At 39.0% G+C, this 18,447-nt stretch carries 19 protein-coding genes; 11 read left to right on the top strand and 8 right to left on the bottom strand.

The window, feature by feature from the left end; translation table 11 throughout:
* Nucleotides 1-59 precede the first annotated feature (59 nt).
* Complete coding sequence (locus tag A8B79_RS13360) at nucleotides 60-1,982, bottom strand: fumarate reductase/succinate dehydrogenase flavoprotein subunit (protein ID WP_066223627.1); 1,923 nt, start codon at nucleotides 1,980-1,982, stop codon at nucleotides 60-62.
* A gap of 13 nt (nucleotides 1,983-1,995) precedes the next feature.
* Nucleotides 1,996-2,697 (bottom strand): succinate dehydrogenase cytochrome b subunit, encoded by a 702-nt coding sequence (locus A8B79_RS13365; RefSeq protein ID WP_066224075.1) that lies wholly within the window; start codon nucleotides 2,695-2,697, stop codon nucleotides 1,996-1,998.
* Nucleotides 2,698-2,920: 223 nt separating this feature from the next.
* Between A8B79_RS13365 and A8B79_RS13370 the strand changes: the two genes are divergently transcribed.
* On the top strand, nucleotides 2,921-3,517 hold the full coding sequence (locus A8B79_RS13370) for a YigZ family protein (RefSeq protein ID WP_268872944.1): 597 nt from the start codon (nucleotides 2,921-2,923) through the stop codon (nucleotides 3,515-3,517).
* Between the two features lie 10 nt (nucleotides 3,518-3,527).
* Here the strand turns inward: A8B79_RS13370 and A8B79_RS13375 are convergent, their stop codons facing one another.
* Nucleotides 3,528-4,487, bottom strand: coding sequence for an NAD(P)-dependent oxidoreductase (locus A8B79_RS13375; protein ID WP_066223631.1), 960 nt, complete (start codon nucleotides 4,485-4,487; stop codon nucleotides 3,528-3,530).
* A gap of 236 nt (nucleotides 4,488-4,723) precedes the next feature.
* Here A8B79_RS13375 and A8B79_RS13380 point away from each other — a divergent pair, with 236 nt between their 5' ends.
* Both A8B79_RS13380 and A8B79_RS13385 read left to right on the top strand, forming a co-directional pair.
* A complete protein-coding gene (locus A8B79_RS13380) occupies nucleotides 4,724-5,779 on the top strand; it encodes a methyltransferase domain-containing protein (protein ID WP_235603733.1) in 1,056 nt (351 codons plus the stop codon).
* Nucleotides 5,770-6,753: a radical SAM protein gene (locus tag A8B79_RS13385; protein ID WP_082894188.1), complete on the top strand. Its 984-nt coding sequence runs from the start codon at nucleotides 5,770-5,772 to the stop codon at nucleotides 6,751-6,753. Before A8B79_RS13380 ends, A8B79_RS13385 begins: the two co-directional genes overlap by 10 nt.
* Nucleotides 6,754-6,955: 202 nt before the next feature.
* On the opposite strand, the gene A8B79_RS13390 is transcribed toward A8B79_RS13385, so the two are convergent.
* Nucleotides 6,956-7,711, bottom strand: a complete 756-nt coding sequence (locus A8B79_RS13390) for a hypothetical protein (RefSeq protein ID WP_066223633.1) — start codon at nucleotides 7,709-7,711, stop codon at nucleotides 6,956-6,958.
* Between the two features lie 125 nt (nucleotides 7,712-7,836).
* Between A8B79_RS13390 and A8B79_RS13395 the strand changes: the two genes are divergently transcribed.
* The 8 genes from A8B79_RS13395 (at nucleotide 7,837) to A8B79_RS13430 (ending at nucleotide 15,391) form a co-directional block, all read left to right on the top strand.
* Complete coding sequence (locus tag A8B79_RS13395) at nucleotides 7,837-8,382, top strand: cob(I)yrinic acid a,c-diamide adenosyltransferase (protein ID WP_066223635.1); 546 nt, start codon at nucleotides 7,837-7,839, stop codon at nucleotides 8,380-8,382.
* A 3-nt stretch (nucleotides 8,383-8,385) separates the two neighbouring features.
* Nucleotides 8,386-10,395 (top strand): SGNH/GDSL hydrolase family protein, encoded by a 2,010-nt coding sequence (locus tag A8B79_RS13400; protein WP_066223636.1) that lies wholly within the window; start codon nucleotides 8,386-8,388, stop codon nucleotides 10,393-10,395.
* A gap of 4 nt (nucleotides 10,396-10,399) precedes the next feature.
* Nucleotides 10,400-11,746 (top strand): phosphoglucosamine mutase, encoded by a 1,347-nt coding sequence (glmM, locus tag A8B79_RS13405; RefSeq protein WP_066223638.1) that lies wholly within the window; start codon nucleotides 10,400-10,402, stop codon nucleotides 11,744-11,746.
* Between the two features lie 25 nt (nucleotides 11,747-11,771).
* Nucleotides 11,772-12,650, top strand: a complete 879-nt coding sequence (locus A8B79_RS13410; protein WP_066223640.1) for an N-acetylmuramoyl-L-alanine amidase-like domain-containing protein — start codon at nucleotides 11,772-11,774, stop codon at nucleotides 12,648-12,650.
* 656 nt (nucleotides 12,651-13,306) lie between these two features.
* Nucleotides 13,307-13,762: a peptide-methionine (R)-S-oxide reductase MsrB gene (gene msrB, locus A8B79_RS13415; protein WP_066223642.1), complete on the top strand. Its 456-nt coding sequence runs from the start codon at nucleotides 13,307-13,309 to the stop codon at nucleotides 13,760-13,762.
* Between the two features lie 19 nt (nucleotides 13,763-13,781).
* Nucleotides 13,782-14,135 carry a hypothetical protein gene (locus A8B79_RS13420; RefSeq protein WP_235603735.1) on the top strand — a complete coding sequence of 118 codons (354 nt, stop codon included), beginning with the start codon at nucleotides 13,782-13,784 and terminating at the stop codon, nucleotides 14,133-14,135.
* A gap of 7 nt (nucleotides 14,136-14,142) precedes the next feature.
* Complete coding sequence (locus A8B79_RS13425; RefSeq protein WP_066223646.1) at nucleotides 14,143-14,586, top strand: DinB family protein; 444 nt, start codon at nucleotides 14,143-14,145, stop codon at nucleotides 14,584-14,586.
* 7 nt (nucleotides 14,587-14,593) lie between these two features.
* Nucleotides 14,594-15,391: an MBL fold metallo-hydrolase gene (locus A8B79_RS13430; RefSeq protein ID WP_076782613.1), complete on the top strand. Its 798-nt coding sequence runs from the start codon at nucleotides 14,594-14,596 to the stop codon at nucleotides 15,389-15,391.
* A 55-nt stretch (nucleotides 15,392-15,446) separates the two neighbouring features.
* Here the strand turns inward: A8B79_RS13430 and A8B79_RS15980 are convergent, their stop codons facing one another.
* The 4 genes from A8B79_RS15980 to A8B79_RS13445 all read right to left on the bottom strand — a co-directional run bounded on the left by A8B79_RS15980 (nucleotide 15,447) and on the right by A8B79_RS13445 (nucleotide 18,417).
* Nucleotides 15,447-15,836: an SxtJ family membrane protein gene (locus A8B79_RS15980; RefSeq protein ID WP_082894189.1), complete on the bottom strand. Its 390-nt coding sequence runs from the start codon at nucleotides 15,834-15,836 to the stop codon at nucleotides 15,447-15,449.
* Nucleotides 15,837-15,854: 18 nt separating this feature from the next.
* On the bottom strand, nucleotides 15,855-16,292 hold the full coding sequence (locus A8B79_RS13440; protein ID WP_066223651.1) for a hypothetical protein: 438 nt from the start codon (nucleotides 16,290-16,292) through the stop codon (nucleotides 15,855-15,857).
* 13 nt (nucleotides 16,293-16,305) lie between these two features.
* Nucleotides 16,306-16,455: a DUF5989 family protein gene (locus A8B79_RS16240; protein ID WP_201118611.1), complete on the bottom strand. Its 150-nt coding sequence runs from the start codon at nucleotides 16,453-16,455 to the stop codon at nucleotides 16,306-16,308.
* A gap of 117 nt (nucleotides 16,456-16,572) precedes the next feature.
* Nucleotides 16,573-18,417, bottom strand: coding sequence for a carbamoyltransferase family protein (locus A8B79_RS13445; RefSeq protein ID WP_066223653.1), 1,845 nt, complete (start codon nucleotides 18,415-18,417; stop codon nucleotides 16,573-16,575).
* Between the last annotated feature and the right edge of the window lie 30 nt (nucleotides 18,418-18,447).

The following is an 18,447-nucleotide window of genomic DNA, read 5'->3' on the forward strand; positions in this document are numbered from 1 at the left end:
CACTAAAGCACAAAATCACTAAATAATTTTTGTGTCTTGGTGATTCTGTGGTAAACCTTTTACTTGTATGATCTTTGTTTTAGTTCAACGAATTCAAATTCTAAATTTTCTTTGTGCAGCTCTTCCTGAAGCTGTCCGTTCACACCCTTGAATTCCCAGGCTGCTACGTAAGAGAAGTCTTCGTCATTACGGATCGCTTCTCCTTCTTCAGATTGATATTCCTCACGAAGGTGACAACCACATGACTCTTCTCTTTCCAGAGCGTCTCTGGCCATTAACTCAGCTAACTCAAAGAAATCGGCTACACGACCTGCAAATTCCAGATATTTGTTGTAGTTATTCTTTTCGCCCGGTACATACACATTCGTCCAGAATTCTTCACGAAGTTCCTGAATTTCTTTGATCGCTTTTTCAAGATCTTCCTTGTTTCTGGCAATACCGATGTTATCCCAAACGATCTTCCCGAGCGTTCTGTGGAAATCAACAATGGTTCTTTTTCCGTTTACATTCAGAAGTTTATCGATTTGATCCTGAGCACCTTTTTCTGCTTCAATAAAGGCGTTGTGATCGGTTCCGTAACGGGTACCCGGTTTTACATCAGCTAAGTAATTACCAATTGTTGCCGGAAGTACAAAATATCCATCACTCAAACCTTGCATCAATGCACTGGCTCCAAGTCTGTTTGCGCCGTGATCTGAGAAATTAGCTTCTCCTGTGGCAAATAACCCCGGAATGTTCGTCATCAAGTTATAATCTACCCAAAGACCGCCCATCGTGTAATGCACTGCAGGATAAATTCTCATTGGTTGCTCGTATGGATTTTCTCCTGCAATATTTTCATACATATCAAACAGGTTACCATATTTTGCAGCAACAGTTTCTTTTCCATCACGCTTGATAACATCGCGGAAATCCAGATAAACCGACAATCCTGTTGGTCCCACTCCTAATCCTTCATCACAAACGATCTTAGCATTTCTGGAAGCTACATCACGGGGAACAAGGTTTCCGAAGCTCGGATATTTTTCTTCCAGATAATAGAACCTTTCTTCATCCGGAATATCATTTGGATGACGATCATCTCCTTTTTTACGAGGAACCCAAACACGACCATCGTTTCTCAAACTCTCACTCATCAGAGTAAGTTTAGACTGGTAATCTCCGGAAACCGGTATACATGTTGGGTGAACCTGCACATAACATGGGTTTGCAAATAAAGCTCCTTTCTTGTGAGCTCTCCAAGCAGCTGTTACATTTGAATTCTTAGCGTTTGTTGAAAGATAGAATACGTTTCCATATCCACCGGTTGCCAATACAACTGCATCGGCTTCCCATCTTTTCAATTCACCTGAAACCAGATCTCTGGTAATAATACCTCGAGCTTGTCCGTCAATGATCACAACATCAAGCATCTCATGGCGTGGGTGATATTCAATTCCACCTTCGTTCACTTGACGCATCATCGCCTGGTAAGCACCCAGTAATAATTGCTGTCCGGTTTGACCACGAGCATAAAATGTTCTGGAAACCTGAGCTCCACCAAACGATCGGTTTGCAAGTAATCCACCATATTCCCGTGCAAAAGGAACACCCTGAGCAACTGCCTGATCAATAATTTCGTTTGCAACTTCCGCAAGTCGGTACACATTCGATTCTCTGGATCTGTAATCGCCACCTTTGATGGTATCGTAAAATAATCTCCAGATGCTGTCGCCGTCATTCGGATAATTCTTAGCCGCATTAATTCCACCCTGAGCAGCAATACTATGTGCGCGTCTGGCAGAATCCTGAATACAGAAACTCTTTACATTGTAGCCAAGCTCGGCCATACTTGCAGCCGCTGCTCCACCGGCTAATCCGGTTCCAACAACGATAACCTCATACTTTCGCTTGTTATTAGGAGCGACAAGCTTCATTTCTTTTTTATGCTTGCGCCACTTTTCTTCTAGTGGTCCTTCAGGTGCTTTTGAATCTAATTTCATTCTTAAATTCCTTTTAATATGAGATTAATGAGCCTTCACCGCCGGTGAAATAGATATACAGCGGAATGAAGATGAACATGAGCATAATTACGATTGCGAAACCATAAGCACCCATTTGTACTTTTTTTGAAGCTTCTTTGCTCTTCATAGAAAGCGAAGTAAAAGCGCTCCAGAATCCATGTGACAAATGGAGTATCAATAAACTCAATACAAATGTATAGCCGAAGGCATATAGCGGGTCAGTAAATTTTTCGATCACCAATGCCCTCAGGTCACGAGCCATTTCGCCCGATGCAAGCTTTACCATTTCAGTATCACCGAATTTAAATGTCCAGATATGGATCACAAGAAAAACCAAAATGATGATTCCTGTATAGACCATGCTTTTTGAAGCTAAAGACTGGTGACTTGGTCCGCCTTTAGTTTGATACTTCTTGTATCCTTCCGGGCGAGCTTTTCTTCTGTTCCACCAGATCGAGACTCCCAAAATTGTATGGTATAAAAAGAAAAAAGCCAATCCTGCTTCAATCACATAAAGCAAAGGACCCAGATCTTCTAAAGTTTTGGTATAAATGTTAAAGGCTTCAGGAGCACCGAAAATAGTTAGATTACCTACAATATGACCGATGAGAAACAGCATCAAACCGATGCCTGTGATCCCCGTCATGATTTTGCGGCCTACCTGCGAATTGATCGCTTTTATAAATGAGGGCATGCTGGTTTTTATAGTTAGTTCTGAAAATGTTAAACAAGCTTGTTTAAGCTTTAGTTTCAATTTAAAGTGAAACTAAATTATGCTTTTATAGATTTGAAAAATCGCTTTTTCCCTTTTCAATGGCAAGGTGGATTCACTCTAAATATTAAGTATGAACGGCGATAAATATTCTTTTACCTTTTCAAGCTAATAAATCAATCATTTTCTGAAAACAGTTTCTAACATATTTACTTCTGAATTCAAAGAAAGAGGTTCTAAGTTCATTGGATATCTCATTCCTGCTAAATCTGAGCAAGAGTTTGATGAGCAACTTCAAAAATTGAAAACCGAGCTTTGGGACGCTTCACATCATTGCTATGCTTACCGGATCGGAGCAAGTGACACCACCGAGTTCAGCAGCGATGATGGAGAGCCTTCGGGCACGGCCGGACTTCCAATCTTAAATCAACTTCGGTCTAATGAATTGGTGGATGTCTGTGCAGTGGTTGTACGTTATTTCGGAGGAACCAAACTTGGTAAATCAGGATTGATTGAGGCTTACGGTGAAGGAGCGAAACAAGCTATTGAAATAGCTAAACTGAAAACTGTTATTCCCTGCGTCTGGTTTCAAGTCAGTTATGAATATTCTGAAGAGAATATCATTCAAAAACTGAGACAGGATTTTCAATTGCACGAAAAAGATTCCGAATACCTGGAAAATGTTACATTAACAGTAGCCGCTCCAAAAGAACTCAGTGACTCTTTTAAAAATCGACTTGAAGACTTAGCTCATTTGTCTATCTCTTTCAAAAAAATGGATTCGGGATATTATTTCAGCTGAATAACTTTCTTTAATTCACACAATTAATTATTCCACCATTGGCAAAGGTTTCAACTACTTCAATTACACCTTCAGCTACTGCATCCTGAGCTTGTTGAGTTGATGCACCAATATGATGAGTTCCATATACATTAGGATGTTCGCCTATTTGGTTTTTGAATTCCGATTCTCCGGCGCCGGGTTCATCCGCATAAACATCCAGCGCTACTCGTATTCCCTTCTCATTCATGGCTTTGATCAAAGCATTTTCATCCACAAGTTCTCCTCTGGATGTATTTACTAATATCGCTCCGTCATTCATTTGAGATAAGAAATTCTCATCTACTAAGTTTTTTGTCTCTGGCACGGATGGTAAATGAAGACTTACTACATCGCATTTTTTTAACAACTCTTCTCTTGATCCAAATAATGTAATTCCTACTTCAGAAATCTTTGTTTTCGACTCCTCTGATCTTGAGGTTTTTTCAACCCCGAATACATTCATACCAAAGGCTTTTGCTCTTTCCGCTAATGCCAGTCCAATCGAACCCAAACCTAATATCCCTAAGTTTCTTCCGTAAATTCCTTTAGCGGCACTGTATTTTTTCTTACTCCAGATTCCTTGCCTAAGATCATGCACATTATCAGGAATCTTACGGTCTATGGAAATGATCAATCCCATCACAAGTTCAGCAACTGCAATAGAATTAGCTCCGGGGACATTACACACTTTTATGCCTTTTTTCGCAGCGTACTCTTTATCGATGGTATTTGTCCCTGCCCCGGCTCTAACGATCAGCTTAAGATCACTTGCCTTGTCTATCGTTTCAACTTCCACTCTTGTACTTCTGACAACCAATACCTCATGATCTGTAATTGAACCGGGTAACAAGTCAGATGTTAAAGAACTGTCAATTGTGCAAACATGCCCTTTGTCTGAAAGAGATTCTGCAACTGAATCCTGAATTTTGTCAGCTATTAATATTTTCATCTCAAGAGTCTATTTATTGATTAACCTAAATCTTCGGTGCTTAAACCGGAAAAATCTACAAATGTATTCCATTAAACGTTAATAAAGAATGTTACATAAAAGTTACACTTATGTTTGATGATTTAAAGTATAATAATTTCACTAAGTACCAATCCGAATTCAGAGTTGTTACGTTTCTTTATTTAAGTATCTTGCTCGGAATTTATTCGGAAGATCAGACAATCAAATATCTAACTATGAAAAATAATATTCACGACCAGGTTTCATCCTATTATGGGGAAACTCTGCAAACATCTGACGACCTGAAAACCAATGCCTGCTGTACAGATATAGAATACCCGAGGCATATCAAGGATATTCTAAGTCAGCTTCATGATGAAACCATGTCTAAGTATTATGGATGCGGTCTTACTATTCCTACAAATCTTGAAGGTTTGAGAGTTTTAGATTTAGGTTCGGGTTCCGGAAGAGATTGTTATGTAGCCAGCAAATTGGTCGGCAAAGAAGGTCACGTTATTGGCGTTGATATGACTGATGAGCAGTTAAAAGTAGCGGATGCTCACAAAGATTTTCATGCAGAAAAGTTCGGGTTTGCTAATGTTGAGTTCCAGAAAGGAAATATCGAAGAACTCGGAAAACTTGATATAGAAAAAGAATCGCTTGATCTGATCATTTCTAACTGTGTAATAAATCTGGCAACAGATAAAAAAGCAGTTCTTCAGGGCGCTTATGACCTTTTGAAAGAAGGCGGAGAAATCTATTTCAGTGATGTGTATTCAGATCGAAGAATTCCTCAGGATCTTGTTGATGACCCTGTTTTATACGGAGAATGTTTGAGTGGCGCTCTTTATTGGAACGACTTTTTAACCATTTCAAAGGATGTTGGTTTTTTGGATCCGCGGACAGTGAGTTCGAACAGAATCACCATCGAAGATGAAGAGCTTATGGAAAAGGTAGGAAATATCAATTTCTACTCCGTTACCTATCGCTTAATGAAATTACCAAAATTGGAAAGTGATTGTGAAGATTATGGTCAGGCAGTACGCTATAAAGGAACCATCGATCATAACAAAGATGCTTTTGAACTGGATGATCATCACTTATTTGAAGCCGGCCGCATTAAAACGGTTTGCGGAAATACATATATGATGCTTCACGATACACGATTTAAAGAACACTTTGATTTTTGGGGTGACTTTTCCACCCATTACGGAATTTTTGAAGGTTGTGGTGGAAGTGCCCCCTTCAACACAGAAAATACTAATTCAGACGAGGCTGCTCCATGCTGCTAAAAGATTTGAAAACGAAATCTCTTAAAGAACAGGAAATAAAACAGAATTTTCACGACAAAGGGAAATTCAGAGAACCAACAACTACGGGCAAAGGTGACGATCGCGCTTACGTAGAGTTGACCAATCTGGATACGCTTTGGTTCAATACGGGAACCCGATGTAACCTTCAGTGCAAAAACTGTTATATCGAATCTTCTCCAACCAACGATGAGTTATTATACATCACTACGGATGAAGTAAAAACCTATCTGGATGAAATTCGTGATCTTGAACTGAGCACAAAGCAGATCTCATTCACCGGTGGTGAACCATTTCTGAATAAAGACATGGTTCCAATCCTGGATTTATGTTTAGAGCGAGGATTTAACGTTTTGGTATTAACAAATGCCTACCGTGCTATTGACAAACATTTCGATGAACTGGATATACTGAATAAAAAGCATCCCGGAAAATTAACGCTTCGTATTTCTTTAGATCACCACACGGAATCTGTTCATGAGCGAGAAAGAGGTCCAAAGACTTTCAATAGAACGCTTACTACGATGAACACCCTTTCAAAAATGGGTTTTAATCTTGCAGTAGCAGGACGTTCTTTAGAAAATGAATCCAGAGATGAAGCTTTACAAGGCTACCAATCTATTTTGGATGAATATGAAGTTGGCATCACGGTTATAGGCGGAGAAAACATTGTGATCTTTCCTGAAATGACTACCGATCAGGATGTTCCTGAGATCACTACTGATTGCTGGGATATTTTGAATGTTAAAGCTGCAGATCAAATGTGTGCATCAGAACGCATGGTGGTAAAACGAAAAGGAACGGATATTCCGGTTGTGCTTCCATGTACGTTAATCGCTTATGATGAGCAGTTTGAGCTTGGAACCACGCTGAAGGAATCTTTCCAAAAGGTATATCTGAATCATCCTTACTGCGCTCAATTTTGTGTATTGGGCGGGGCCAGTTGTTCGGCTTGATAATTAAATTCCCTGTTTGTAAACCTAATTCATTACGAGTTATAATTATATCAAGTTTACCAGAGAGGACTTTAGTTCGATTGGATAAAGTATTTGCTTATTTAAGGCACTAATCCTGTTCACATCCGAATTACAGCATCCATCCTTATTAGCTGATTGTGCAGATCCTTCGGAGGTATTCTCAGGATGAACAACTTAGAAATCACTCCCACGCCACCTCTACAAATTTTTCGGGATCAAAGATATCAGGATCAAGCGAATCAGGGATTTCCATTTCAGTGTATTTTTCTACTAAACCGAGCATTCCGTTGGCTTTAAAGATCACTTCAGGAGCAACCCAACCTCCTCCCAATTTTTCATAGTTGTTGAATTGAACTTCCTGAAGAGTATTTGCTCTTCCAACCGTGATATTTCGCACAAAAACTAAGTGTTCAGCGTCGATCCAGAACTGAGGTTTTGTTGAATCAGCTTCATCCACTCCGATTACATAAACGCCTCTGCCCTGCCATTCATCCATGTACACTTTTTCAAGGTCGTAGCCAATTCTTGTAAGTTGGTTAGCTGTGCTGTCTACCGATTGATGATATACATCAAAGCCCAAAACAAGCAGATCGTGCACTCTCGGGAATTCCTGAATCTTCTCTCCGTTCACAAATCCGTACTGAACTCCGTCATTAAAGAGAATACCATTATTTGATGTTTTATCATCGAACTTAATAGCAAGTTTTCCCGGAAGACTCATAGCTTCGTACCACATTTGGGTTCTTACTACTTCATCGTTTTGTCCATAGAAGATCGTCTCTTGAGTAAATGTAAAGTTGGTGTACCACTTTCCTTTATATTCATCGTACATCTTTGAAAGCACATCCACTCCGGATTCAACCTCATCAGATTGAAAGCCAAAAGCATTAATAATCGGGATAAAAACAAACAGAACTAAAAGGAGTATTTTTCTCATGTATATATGTGCTAAAATTTCTTCCCTGAATGGTAGCAATCTCATTAATTAAGAACCATCAAAATCTATTAAAGCTGAATCAGAATGTTTATGTTTAAAGAGCTATTTTCAGCAAAAGATTATTTATGAAGATATATACGAAAAAAGGCGATGCAGGCGACACCTCTTTGTTTGGCGGACAAAGAGTTTCCAAAAGCTCGTTGCGAATTGAAGCATATGGAACAGTGGATGAATTGAATTCCGTACTCGGAGTATCGTTATCACACGGGATTCATGCTCGCTCAAAAGAACTTTTGGATGAAATTCAGAAGCAGCTTTTTGTATTGGGTTCTGATCTTGCAACTCCGCCATCAAAAAAGATAAAGATCGATCGTATTCAGGAATCTGAGATCACTTTTCTGGAGCAAGCTATTGATGAACTTGAGGAGCATCTTGAGCCTTTGACGAGCTTCATTCTTCCTGGAGGTTCTCCGGCCGGTGCAAATCTTCATGTCGGCAGAACTGTTTGCCGAAGAGCTGAACGATTAGCAGTAGAATGTTCAAAAGAAGATGAGATCTCTGAAGAAGCTATAAAATATCTGAACCGCCTTTCTGATTTCCTGTTTGTCCTTGCAAGATTTGAGAACAAACAATCCGGAAATGAAGAAACAAAGTGGTTGCCAAATTCCTGATCTATGGCTCTAAGTAACAAGCAGAAGTCTTACATAAAAAAGCACAGCAAAAAGAAAAGTGCCAAGAAAATAGCTTCGGACCTGAATCTCGAGGAAACGGAAGTACAAACGTATCTGGATGAGCTCAAAGAACCACTTCCGCTAAAAAAGAAAGTGCTGTTTTACGGAATCACCATTTCCATTCCTTTTTTGTTCTTTTTGGTCCTTGAATTGATTCTGAGAAGTACTAATTATTTAGGAAATACCGATCTGTTCATCGATCCGAATATTCCTACGGATGAATATCGCATTCCAAATCCGAATTTTGCATCCAGATATTTCTTCTACACAAATGTAATTCCCAGTCCTTCTATAGATGTTTTCTTAGCTGAAAAACCAAAAGACAGCTACAGGGTTTTTGCTATGGGTGGCTCAACAGCAGCCGGATATCCTTATGGATTTAACGGTACATTTTCTCGTGTGGTAGATGATGTTTTACAAGATGCCCTGCCAGACAAAAATGTGGAAGTCGTGAACGTGGGTATTTCGGCGATCAACACTTATACCTTGTACGACCAATTGGATGAGATCATCGAGCATAAACCGGATGCTGTTATGATCTATGCCGGACATAATGAGTTTTACGGAGCACTTGGAGTTGGTTCTAATGAAAATCTTGGTGCTTTTCCCGGATTTGTTCGATTCTATCTAAAACTTCAGCGATTCAAAACCTTTCTGTTTCTCAGAACTATTATTGTGGATACGGGTAAATGGTTCGCTTCTACCTTTTCGGATAAAAAGATTTTGGAAAATGGAACATTGATGGAGAGAATCGTTGATTCACGGTCTATTGAATTAGACAGCCCGAAATATGAACTCGCCATGATCCAGTTTGAAAGTAATATTTCAACCATTATAGAGACTTTTGAAGAAGAAGGAATCCCGGTTTTTATAGGCAGTGTTGCCAGCAACGTTAAAGATCAGGAGCCGTTTGTTGATATAACAGATGGAGAGCAACCATCCGCTCTTGCCACTTACCGGGAAGCTCAAAATGCTCTGGAAATTGATGACTTTGGCACTGCAAACGAAAAGTTCAATCTTGCCAAAGATCTGGATGGACTAAAATTCAGAGCACCTTCTGAAATAAACGAGATCATAAAAGATCAAGCTGACAAAAATACTCTTACAGCATACGTTCCCGTTCACGAAGCTTTTGAAGAAAACTCTGATGAAGGTTTAATTGGCTTTGATCTGATGCTGGAGCATCTTCATCCCAATCAGGAAGGTTACTTTTTGATCGGAAAAACTTTTTCTAAAGTTATTTTGAATGATCTGGAAAAAAGAGGAATAACAAGAAGTGAGATCCAAAAAGAAGATTGGGAAAAATATTTCAATAAAATGCATCTCACTTATTTTGATCATCGAGTTCAGTGGCACCGAATTTCTACATTAAAGCAGGGTTTTCCTTTTGTTCAGGGCCCAAAGCCAACTCCATACCAACTTTCGTATTCTTTCACTGATTATGTAGACAGCTTAGCTTATGCTTCGGTTCATGAAAATCTGGGTTGGGATAGAGCTAAAGTGGAAGTTGCCAATTATTACGAGAGTTCAGGACAAATTGATCTTGCACTTGTAGAATATTACGGACTGATAAGAAATCAACCATGGAATGATTCACCTTATGTATTTGCTGCACGACTTCATTTAGATCGCAATGAATTTGATAAAGCAGAACCATTGTTACGAAATGCTTATTCCATCAATACACAAGAACCTTTCATTACCAAAATGCTGGGTGCAATAGAACTGAACAGAGGTAATGCAAAAACGGCAATTCAACTTTTAGAAGAATCCGTAGCCATAAATCCGAGAGATCCACAGGCTTTATTTAATTTATCCGGTGCATATGGAACGGATCAGCAATTTGAAAAAGCAATGGAAACAGCACAAAAAGTTCAGCAATTGAGTCCCAATTTTCCGGGATTACGTGGCTGGATGATCCAATTAGAACAAATTATTCAATCAAGAAAATAATACAATGGCATTAATGATATCTGTCTCCGGGATTCGGGGCGTTTTTGGAACGGACCTTACCCCTGAAAATTTAGCCCGATTTACGGCGGCTTACGGAACATGGCTAAAAGGTGGAACGGTTGTTCTCGGGCGAGACTCGCGTGTAACCGGACAAATTTGTGAAGACATCGTGGCTTCAACGCTGGCAAGTGTTGGTTGTGATGTGATCAAAGTTGGGATCGTGCCAACACCAACGGTCGCAATGGGTGTTTTACGTCATAATGCTGATGGAGGAATTATAATTTCTGCCAGCCATAATCCGGCTCAATGGAATGCCTTAAAGTTGCTGAACGGAACCAGTGAGTTTATGACAGCTTCTGAAGGAAAAGAAATGATCTCCATTTCAGATTCAGGGAAATTCAATTATAAAATGTATGATGAGATCGGAAGCATTTCAGAAGACAATGATCTGCTTGAGTATCATATTGAAGAAATTCTGAAACTGGATTACATCGATCCTGAGATCATTCGCGCAGCAAAACTATCTGTTGCGGTTGATGCCGTAAATGGAGCCGGATCTGTAGGAGTTCCTCTGCTTCTGGAAAAACTTGGAGTTGAAACGGTTCATACTATTCACTGCACTCCCAACGGACTATTTCCACACAACCCTGAACCACTTCCTGAGCACCTGACAGAAATTTGTGATCTGGTAAAAAGCTCAAATGCTGACATTGGAGTGGTTACCGATCCGGATGCTGATCGTCTTGCTTTAGTAGATAACACAGGAATTTTATTCGGAGAAGAATACACACAAGCAACAGTATTCGACTTTATTCTTGGGAAGAAATCAGGAGACTCAGCTACCAATTTATCCTCTTCCAGAGTTGCTGATGATATCACGGAAAAGCACGGCGGAAAATGTCATCGATCTGCAGTTGGAGAGATCAATGTGGTTAAGAAAATGCAGGAAATGGACGCTGTTGTTGGCGGGGAAGGAAGCGGTGGAATCATCGTTCCGGATCTGCATTACGGACGGGATGCATTGGTGGGAATAGCTTGTGTTCTGCAACATTTAGCTGAAAAGAAAGTTAGTTCATCAGAGCTTCGGGCTTCTTACCCCGACTATTTTATGAGCAAAAGTAAGATCCAACTAGACGAGCTTGGAAAAGAAGCGGATGAAGTTCTTGAACTGGTAAAAGATCATTATGCTGATCTGAACCCTAATACGGTCGACGGAGTGAAAATAGATTTTGAAGAAGGTTGGGTTCATTTAAGAAAATCGAACACTGAGCCTATTATCAGAATTTATACGGAAGGAAAATCGCCTGAAGAAGCAAAAGCCTTTGCTCAGAAGGTCAAAAATTTATTCTGATCTTTAATTTTAATATCATTCAATTATGAAAAAGCAGTTTCTCTTTTTATTCAGCATTTTTTTCCTGATTCAAGCCTGTGCCCAAAATCAGAAAAATGAAACTTCATCGCCCACTACTGAAATCAGTTACACTGAAAAAGATGCCGAGATCTTTGCTGATATTCTTAGTAAGTACAAAGATGAATCTGACAAACCTATCGCCACTCTTATCCCTGAGCTCGGCAAGTATTTTCTTGGGCAGGAATATGTCGCTCATACGCTGGAAGTAAATGATGAAGAAAAGCTAATCGTGAATCTTCGGGAATTAGATTGTACTACTTATGCTGAAAACCTTCTGGCTTTAGCTAGAACCATCAAATCTGAAAACCAGTCATTTGAACAATTTGCTAAAGAGATCGAAAAGATCAGATACAGAGACGGAAAAAGAGATGAATATCCATCCAGATTGCATTACTTCAGTGACTGGATCTATAACAACAAAGAAAATGACTTGGTAACTACTCCAGCTGATAGTTTTGGTAATCCATTTCCGAACAAAGTGAGTTTCATGAGTAATAACCCGGACAGCTATAAGCATCTGAAAAATAATCCGGATTATGTTTCTGTGATCGAGCAACAGGAAAAAGAGATCAATGAAAAAAGCTATTTCTTTATTCCGAAAGAAAATATTGCTGAATACGAACATCTTCTAAAAGAGGGAGACATTATCGGGCTTACCACAAGTATTAACGGACTTGATGTCGCTCATGTAGGAGTTTTGGTTGAGCAAGACGGAAAATTACATCTGCTACATGCATCTCAGTCTAAACTTAAAGTTGAAATATCAGACGAACCCATTTCTTCATTTCTGAAACCTGAGTCCAAGAATACAGGGATCATGATCGCCCGCCCTGTTGAGATTTGATTATTTATCATTTTACAAACCCAATAATGTAGTAATTCGTTGATAGGTTTCATTTTAATAGTAAGATGAAACTTTCGCCCTTAGTATTTAAGACGGAGAAGAGAGCATGATCCGGATGCGTCTGCGAAGCAGGAATAATCCTTTCAGGTGAAGAGTATCATTATTTTCTCAGAATGAACGAAGACCTTTAGGATTATTCAGCGTAGGATCAGTGAACCCGTCTTAAATACTTCGGCTTGATCTTTTGCTACTTTTGTATCAAGACAAAAGTAGGTACCCTTGTGCTAGGCTAAGCCTGAGAAAAAGTATCTACTTCTTTATTCGATGTACTTTTGTGCCGATACTGAGCTTCCTCAGCACAGGCTCCAGTACCAAAAGCTCCCGACAAGAATTATTGGCGAGAACTCCATTGCATCGACTAATCATTACAAAAGGTCTTCGTTCTAATGATGCATATTCAAAAATCAGCCAGAAGTGTAATGATTGCTCCTTAGGATCCGTCGATTTCATTGCGTTCTTGTTTCGCCAATAATCCTAAAGGTCGGAGTAGTTGGAGCTTTTTCTGAAGTACTGTAACTTGCGAAAATAATAGCCCCCAACATCTCCCTGTTTACTTTCTACCAATAAACACCGTTCTTAAAATAAAAACACAGTTTATGATCAAGTGGCTGGATGTTCTCAACTACGCACGAAACGGCAATCCTGAACCGGACCGCAGAGTAGAGAAAAGCGATGAAGAATGGAAAAAAGAGCTCACCAACGAACAGTTTGCTGTTACCCGTTTAAAAGGAACGGAACGACCTTATTCAAGTGACGTTTGTAGTAAATTTGAGCCCGGTATTTATGCCTGTGTATGCTGTGACACTCTCCTTTTTGATGCCAATACAAAATTTGAAAGCGGTTCAGGTTGGCCTTCATTCAATCAACCGATTAAAGAAAATGCAATAGCTTACCACAAAGACGATTCACACGGAATGATCCGTGTAGAAGTAACATGTAACGTCTGTGATTCTCATGTAGGTCACATATTCCCCGATGGCCCGGAACCTAGCGGACTTCGGTATTGCGCTAATGCAGTAAGTCTTAAAAAAGTAGAGGAAGAAAATGTATAGGGTTATTCTTTTCGTTTTGATGATAGCCCCAGAATTATTAGCAGCACAAATTATAAATAGCTCGCATTCTAATCAGAATGATATCTTAATCATTTTCCAAATGAATAGTAATCAAATTGGGAGTAGTACTGAAATTGATTTAAAATCTGACAAGTTTAAATTACATGAATTGACTGGAGGAGACAGCTTACTAGTTGAAGCCAAGACAGATAGTATTTTTTACTCGATAGAGCCTTCTTTCATAGAAGAGATCATTGTTATAAAAAACTCCTATGATGAGATTAATCACTACTCGAGTAAAAATTATAATGGGGTTGTAATAGTTAAATTCAAAAATAAAGATCAGTTCTTATCAATAATTTGTAATAAATAATCTAGAAATGAACACTGAAACGCTCACTCAATTATTTGCACGTGATTTTGAAACGTTAGAATCTGAGATCTTTGCATACTCCACTGAAGAAAATCTCTGGATCAAAGAACCCGGAATTAATAACAGCGCCGGTAATTTAGGTCTGCACTTAGCCGGTAATCTGGCTCATTTTTTGGGAGCAATTCTCAATAACAGTGGTTACATCCGCGATCGTGAATTTGAGTTCAACGGTAAAGTCGATCGTGATGAATTGATCAACAGGATCAGAGATTCCAGAAAGACCGTTCGTGAAACACTGGATAATCTTACCCCTGAAGACTTCTCAAAAACCTATCCTCTTCAACCCTTCGGCTTTGAAATGAGTACAGATTATTTCCTGATTCATTTATACAGTCATTTCAGCTACCACTTAGGGCAGATCAATTATCATCGAAGATTGTTGGATAAATAGACTCTGAATGAAGAAGCTAACAATCATATTTTCGCTTCTCCTTTTTTCACTGAATGTTAGTGCCCAACTTGAAATCCGGTACATTGGCAATATGGGCGTTCTTATTTCAGGAGAAGAATCTTCTGTTTTGATTGATGGCTTGCATACGGAATACAACAAGGAATATTACCTCTTCCCTCCGCAAAGTCTGGTAGATACTCTTACAAATTCCTTAGGTGACTTTCCCCCGATCATAGCGATAGCTGTCACACATTATCATGGCGACCATCTTGATGGTGAACAGGTAAGCACTTTCTTAGATAAAAATACCCAAGTACTGTTTTTCGGAAGCAAGCAATCCACGGACCTTGTTGAAGAAGCCGGTTCGAATAACAATGACCGAATCATTACTATCGAAACTAAAACTTATCAGAAACAAACTGTTCGAATCGGAGATATTTCAGTAACAGGCTTTTATATGAATCATGTTAATCCTAACCGTCACGGTAACGTGCAAAATGTTGGATATCTCATAGAAATGGAAGGAAAAAAGATCTTACATGTTGGAGATTCCAATTGGTTTGAAGAAGCATTTACCGAGCTAAATCTACAAAAAGAGAATATAGATGTTGCCATTTTCCCTTATTGGATGTTATTAAATCACCAAAAAATAATACAACTAAGAACTTGGATAAACCCAAAGCATATTGTAGCAACCCATCTCCCACCCACCGGTTATGAAGATTATATCAAAACAATAAAAACTACTTATCCCAAAACCACTTTTTTAATCACATTAAATCAGAAAGTTGAGATCCAAAATTAAGAATTTAACATTCTTAATTTTTAATTCTTAATTCCGCCAACAAGTTGGCGAAGGCCTACCAAGGATTAACCAGATCTTCCTTTTTAAAAGTATGATCCCGAATCTCATAGAGACTCCCTTTATTGTCTTTGAGTCTTAACGGATCATTTCCGAATAAACGAAACAGAAGTGCGATCGGAGTAATAAAAAGAAAATAAAGAAGCCCGAGAATCAATGGATTCATCACTTTGCTCAGCAACTCAGCCAGTTTATACCACCCCCAAACAATGCGATCTCCAATCGGTTTTATCGCAATGGATAATACACCGATGATCAACGCGATATAGGCAAAGGTCTCGTCCTGAAAAATGGCTGCTATAACCAACAATCCCGTAACGATCACCAATTGCGTTTTGGGCGTTTCAGGATCGGTCTTTATAAAATTAAGATCTCTTTTGGGGAGCATAGTTTTAGATTGTAATAGTTAAGGCCATTTATAGTCTTTTCCATTATCCAAAAATGGAACACCTAGCTCTAATTTTGTTACTTTTTCGTATTCCGAATGTAATGAAATCCAATATTCCTCATTAAAATGCGACGTAAAAGAAAACAATTTGTCTGATTCCCAGCTCTCAATTCTTTTCCCAAAAACCTCTTTTTTTACGAAATCTATATTCTTGTCGAAAATTTGAATTCCACCAAATGCTATGCTCGGATTCGAAGTTTCTATATAGCCTAATCGGTTTTCTGTATCTTTGTAAAATGAGAGACTTATTTTTTTCTCGTTGAACACATAAATCAGTTTATTGCTGTCATCTTCATCGATTAGTTGCTCATCAAAATTACCTAATAAAACTTCAACCTGAGGTAATTTCATACCGAACTCTATTTCTTCAAGGCCTAAACCTAGCTTAACTTCCATTCTGGTTGATATCCTAAAATAAAGTATAAATAAACGGAGCGATTGAAGATCCGCCACCGATCACAATTAAAAATCCGAGTAATAAGAGCACTATGATAACAGGAGCCAACCAGAATTTCTTCCGCTCCTTCATAAACAGCCATAAGTCTTTAAGTAAATCCATGTTCTTCAAAAACTACATTGTTAATAGTCATCCCGGGCTTGACCCTGGATCTCATTCAACATAAAGATCCAGATTGCGGATCAAGTCCGCAATGACCTAAAGGGAGAATGATATAATTCAATCTTTATCGAATTCTATTTTATCAGTCCATTCAGGCTGATCTTCTTTTGCAAAAACATACTCACCAATTACCAAATAATCCATCTCTGTATTCATAAAACAACGGTACGCATCTTCAGGTGTACACACAATTGGTTCGCCCCGGACATTGAAACTGGTATTTACCACCATTGCGCATCCAGTTCGTTCTCTGAAAGCATCTATTAAATTCCAATATTCCGGATTCGTCTCTTTATGAATGGTCTGTATACGGGCAGAAAAATCAATGTGTGTGATCGCTGGATAATCAGATCTTTGTACTGCAAGTTTTTCCCTTAGTGGCAACTGGTTATAATCTTTCGGCAAATCTTTTTTCAATTCCTCTTTTATGGATTGAACCAGCAACATATATGGAGAATCGGAATCCAACTCGAAATAATCAGCCGCATGTTCCGCAAGAACTGATGGTGCAAAAGGCCTGAACGACTCCCTGTATTTTATCTTCAGATTCAGCTTTTTTTGCATGTCAACTCGTCTCGGATCGGCAATAATACTTCTACCACCTAATGCCCTTGGACCGAATTCCATTCTTCCGTAAAACCATCCAACCACATTTCCATTATCAAGGATCTCTGCAACCTTTTCATAAAGTTCGGAACCTGATATCTCATTAAATACGGGTTTAAACTTTCGTAAAGATCTTTCTACATCAATTTTATGAAAATCAGGACCTAAATACGCTCCCTGCATTGAATCCGGAGTTTCCGGAACTCTTTCGTCTTTGAAATATATGTATTGTGCAGCAAGCGCCGCTCCAACCGCTCCTCCGGCATCTCCTGCCGCCGGTTGTATATACACTTCATCGAAAATTCCTTCGTTCTGAAGTTTTCCGTTAGCAACACAATTAAGTGCCACACCACCCGCCAAACAAATAGCATTGGCTCCGGTTAATTTCTTAGCCTCTTTCGCCATCAAAATTACAACTTCTTCAGTCACCATTTGAATTGCTAAAGCCAGATCTGCTTCGTGTTGCTCCAGTTCTGCTTCATCTTCCCGGCGGGGAAAGCCAAATAACTCCTCCCATTTTTTATCCTTCACCATTCGCAATCCGGTGGCGTAATCAAAATACTTTTGGTTCAACCAAATCGAACCATCTTCTCGGATATCTACCAATTCAGATTTAATTTTAGTGATGTAATCCTGAAGCAATTCCGATTCGGGATTTCCATAAGGAGCCAAACCCATCAATTTATACTCACCTGAATTTACTTTAAAACCTAAGTAGTATGTGAACGCTGAATACAGCAATCCCAAAGAATGCGGAAATTTCAATTCGCGAAGAATTTTTATCTCATTTCCTTTTCCGTGACAGATAGAAGCCGTTGCCCATTCTCCAACTCCATCAATAGTAAGAATGGCTGCTTCATCAAATTTTGAAGGATAAAATGCACTGGCTGCATGACTCAAATGATGCTCCGGAAATAACAGAGTAACATCTTCTTTGTCGTATTCTTCAATTTCTTTTAAAGAATCATAGATCAATTTTTTCAGGAACATCTTTTCTTTCAACCAAACAGGAATAGCTGTTACAAATGACCGAACTCCTTTTGGTGCAAATGACAGATATGTTTCAAGAAGTCGCTCGAACTTAAGAAAAGGCTTGTCATAGAAAGCGATGGCATCCATTTCATCGATGCTTAATCCGGAGTGTTCCAAACAATATTTGACCGCATTTTCCGGAAAGGAAGCATCGTGCTTATTTCGTGTAAATCGCTCTTCCTGAGCCGCAGCTACAATTTTTCCATCCTGTATCAAACAAGCGGCAGAGTCATGATAAAAAGCAGAAATTCCTAGAATATTCATCCGAAAAGTAAAATTATTGCAAGAAGATAC

The organism is Balneola sp. EhC07 (assembly GCF_001650905.1).
Taxonomy (GTDB): domain Bacteria; phylum Bacteroidota; class Rhodothermia; order Balneolales; family Balneolaceae; genus Balneola.

Excerpts from the sequence above, each read along its gene's own strand:
- A8B79_RS13360 (WP_066223627.1), bottom strand. The coding sequence starts at position 1,982 with ATGAAATTAGATTCAAAAGCACCTGAAGGACCACTAGAAGAAAAGTGG.
- A8B79_RS13365 (WP_066224075.1), bottom strand. The coding sequence starts at position 2,697 with ATGCCCTCATTTATAAAAGCGATCAATTCGCAGGTAGGCCGCAAAATC.
- A8B79_RS13375 (WP_066223631.1), bottom strand. The coding sequence starts at position 4,487 with ATGAAAATATTAATAGCTGACAAAATTCAGGATTCAGTTGCAGAATCT.
- A8B79_RS13380 (WP_235603733.1), top strand. The coding sequence starts at position 4,724 with ATGAAAAATAATATTCACGACCAGGTTTCATCCTATTATGGGGAAACT.
- A8B79_RS13385 (WP_082894188.1), top strand. The coding sequence starts at position 5,770 with ATGCTGCTAAAAGATTTGAAAACGAAATCTCTTAAAGAACAGGAAATA.
- A8B79_RS13390 (WP_066223633.1), bottom strand. The coding sequence starts at position 7,711 with ATGAGAAAAATACTCCTTTTAGTTCTGTTTGTTTTTATCCCGATTATT.
- A8B79_RS13395 (WP_066223635.1), top strand. The coding sequence starts at position 7,837 with ATGAAGATATATACGAAAAAAGGCGATGCAGGCGACACCTCTTTGTTT.
- A8B79_RS13400 (WP_066223636.1), top strand. The coding sequence starts at position 8,386 with ATGGCTCTAAGTAACAAGCAGAAGTCTTACATAAAAAAGCACAGCAAA.
- glmM (WP_066223638.1), top strand. The coding sequence starts at position 10,400 with ATGGCATTAATGATATCTGTCTCCGGGATTCGGGGCGTTTTTGGAACG.
- A8B79_RS13410 (WP_066223640.1), top strand. The coding sequence starts at position 11,772 with ATGAAAAAGCAGTTTCTCTTTTTATTCAGCATTTTTTTCCTGATTCAA.
- msrB (WP_066223642.1), top strand. The coding sequence starts at position 13,307 with ATGATCAAGTGGCTGGATGTTCTCAACTACGCACGAAACGGCAATCCT.
- A8B79_RS13420 (WP_235603735.1), top strand. The coding sequence starts at position 13,782 with ATGATAGCCCCAGAATTATTAGCAGCACAAATTATAAATAGCTCGCAT.
- A8B79_RS13425 (WP_066223646.1), top strand. The coding sequence starts at position 14,143 with ATGAACACTGAAACGCTCACTCAATTATTTGCACGTGATTTTGAAACG.
- A8B79_RS13430 (WP_076782613.1), top strand. The coding sequence starts at position 14,594 with ATGAAGAAGCTAACAATCATATTTTCGCTTCTCCTTTTTTCACTGAAT.
- A8B79_RS15980 (WP_082894189.1), bottom strand. The coding sequence starts at position 15,836 with ATGCTCCCCAAAAGAGATCTTAATTTTATAAAGACCGATCCTGAAACG.
- A8B79_RS13440 (WP_066223651.1), bottom strand. The coding sequence starts at position 16,292 with ATGGAAGTTAAGCTAGGTTTAGGCCTTGAAGAAATAGAGTTCGGTATG.
- A8B79_RS16240 (WP_201118611.1), bottom strand. The coding sequence starts at position 16,455 with ATGGATTTACTTAAAGACTTATGGCTGTTTATGAAGGAGCGGAAGAAA.
- A8B79_RS13445 (WP_066223653.1), bottom strand. The coding sequence starts at position 18,417 with ATGAATATTCTAGGAATTTCTGCTTTTTATCATGACTCTGCCGCTTGT.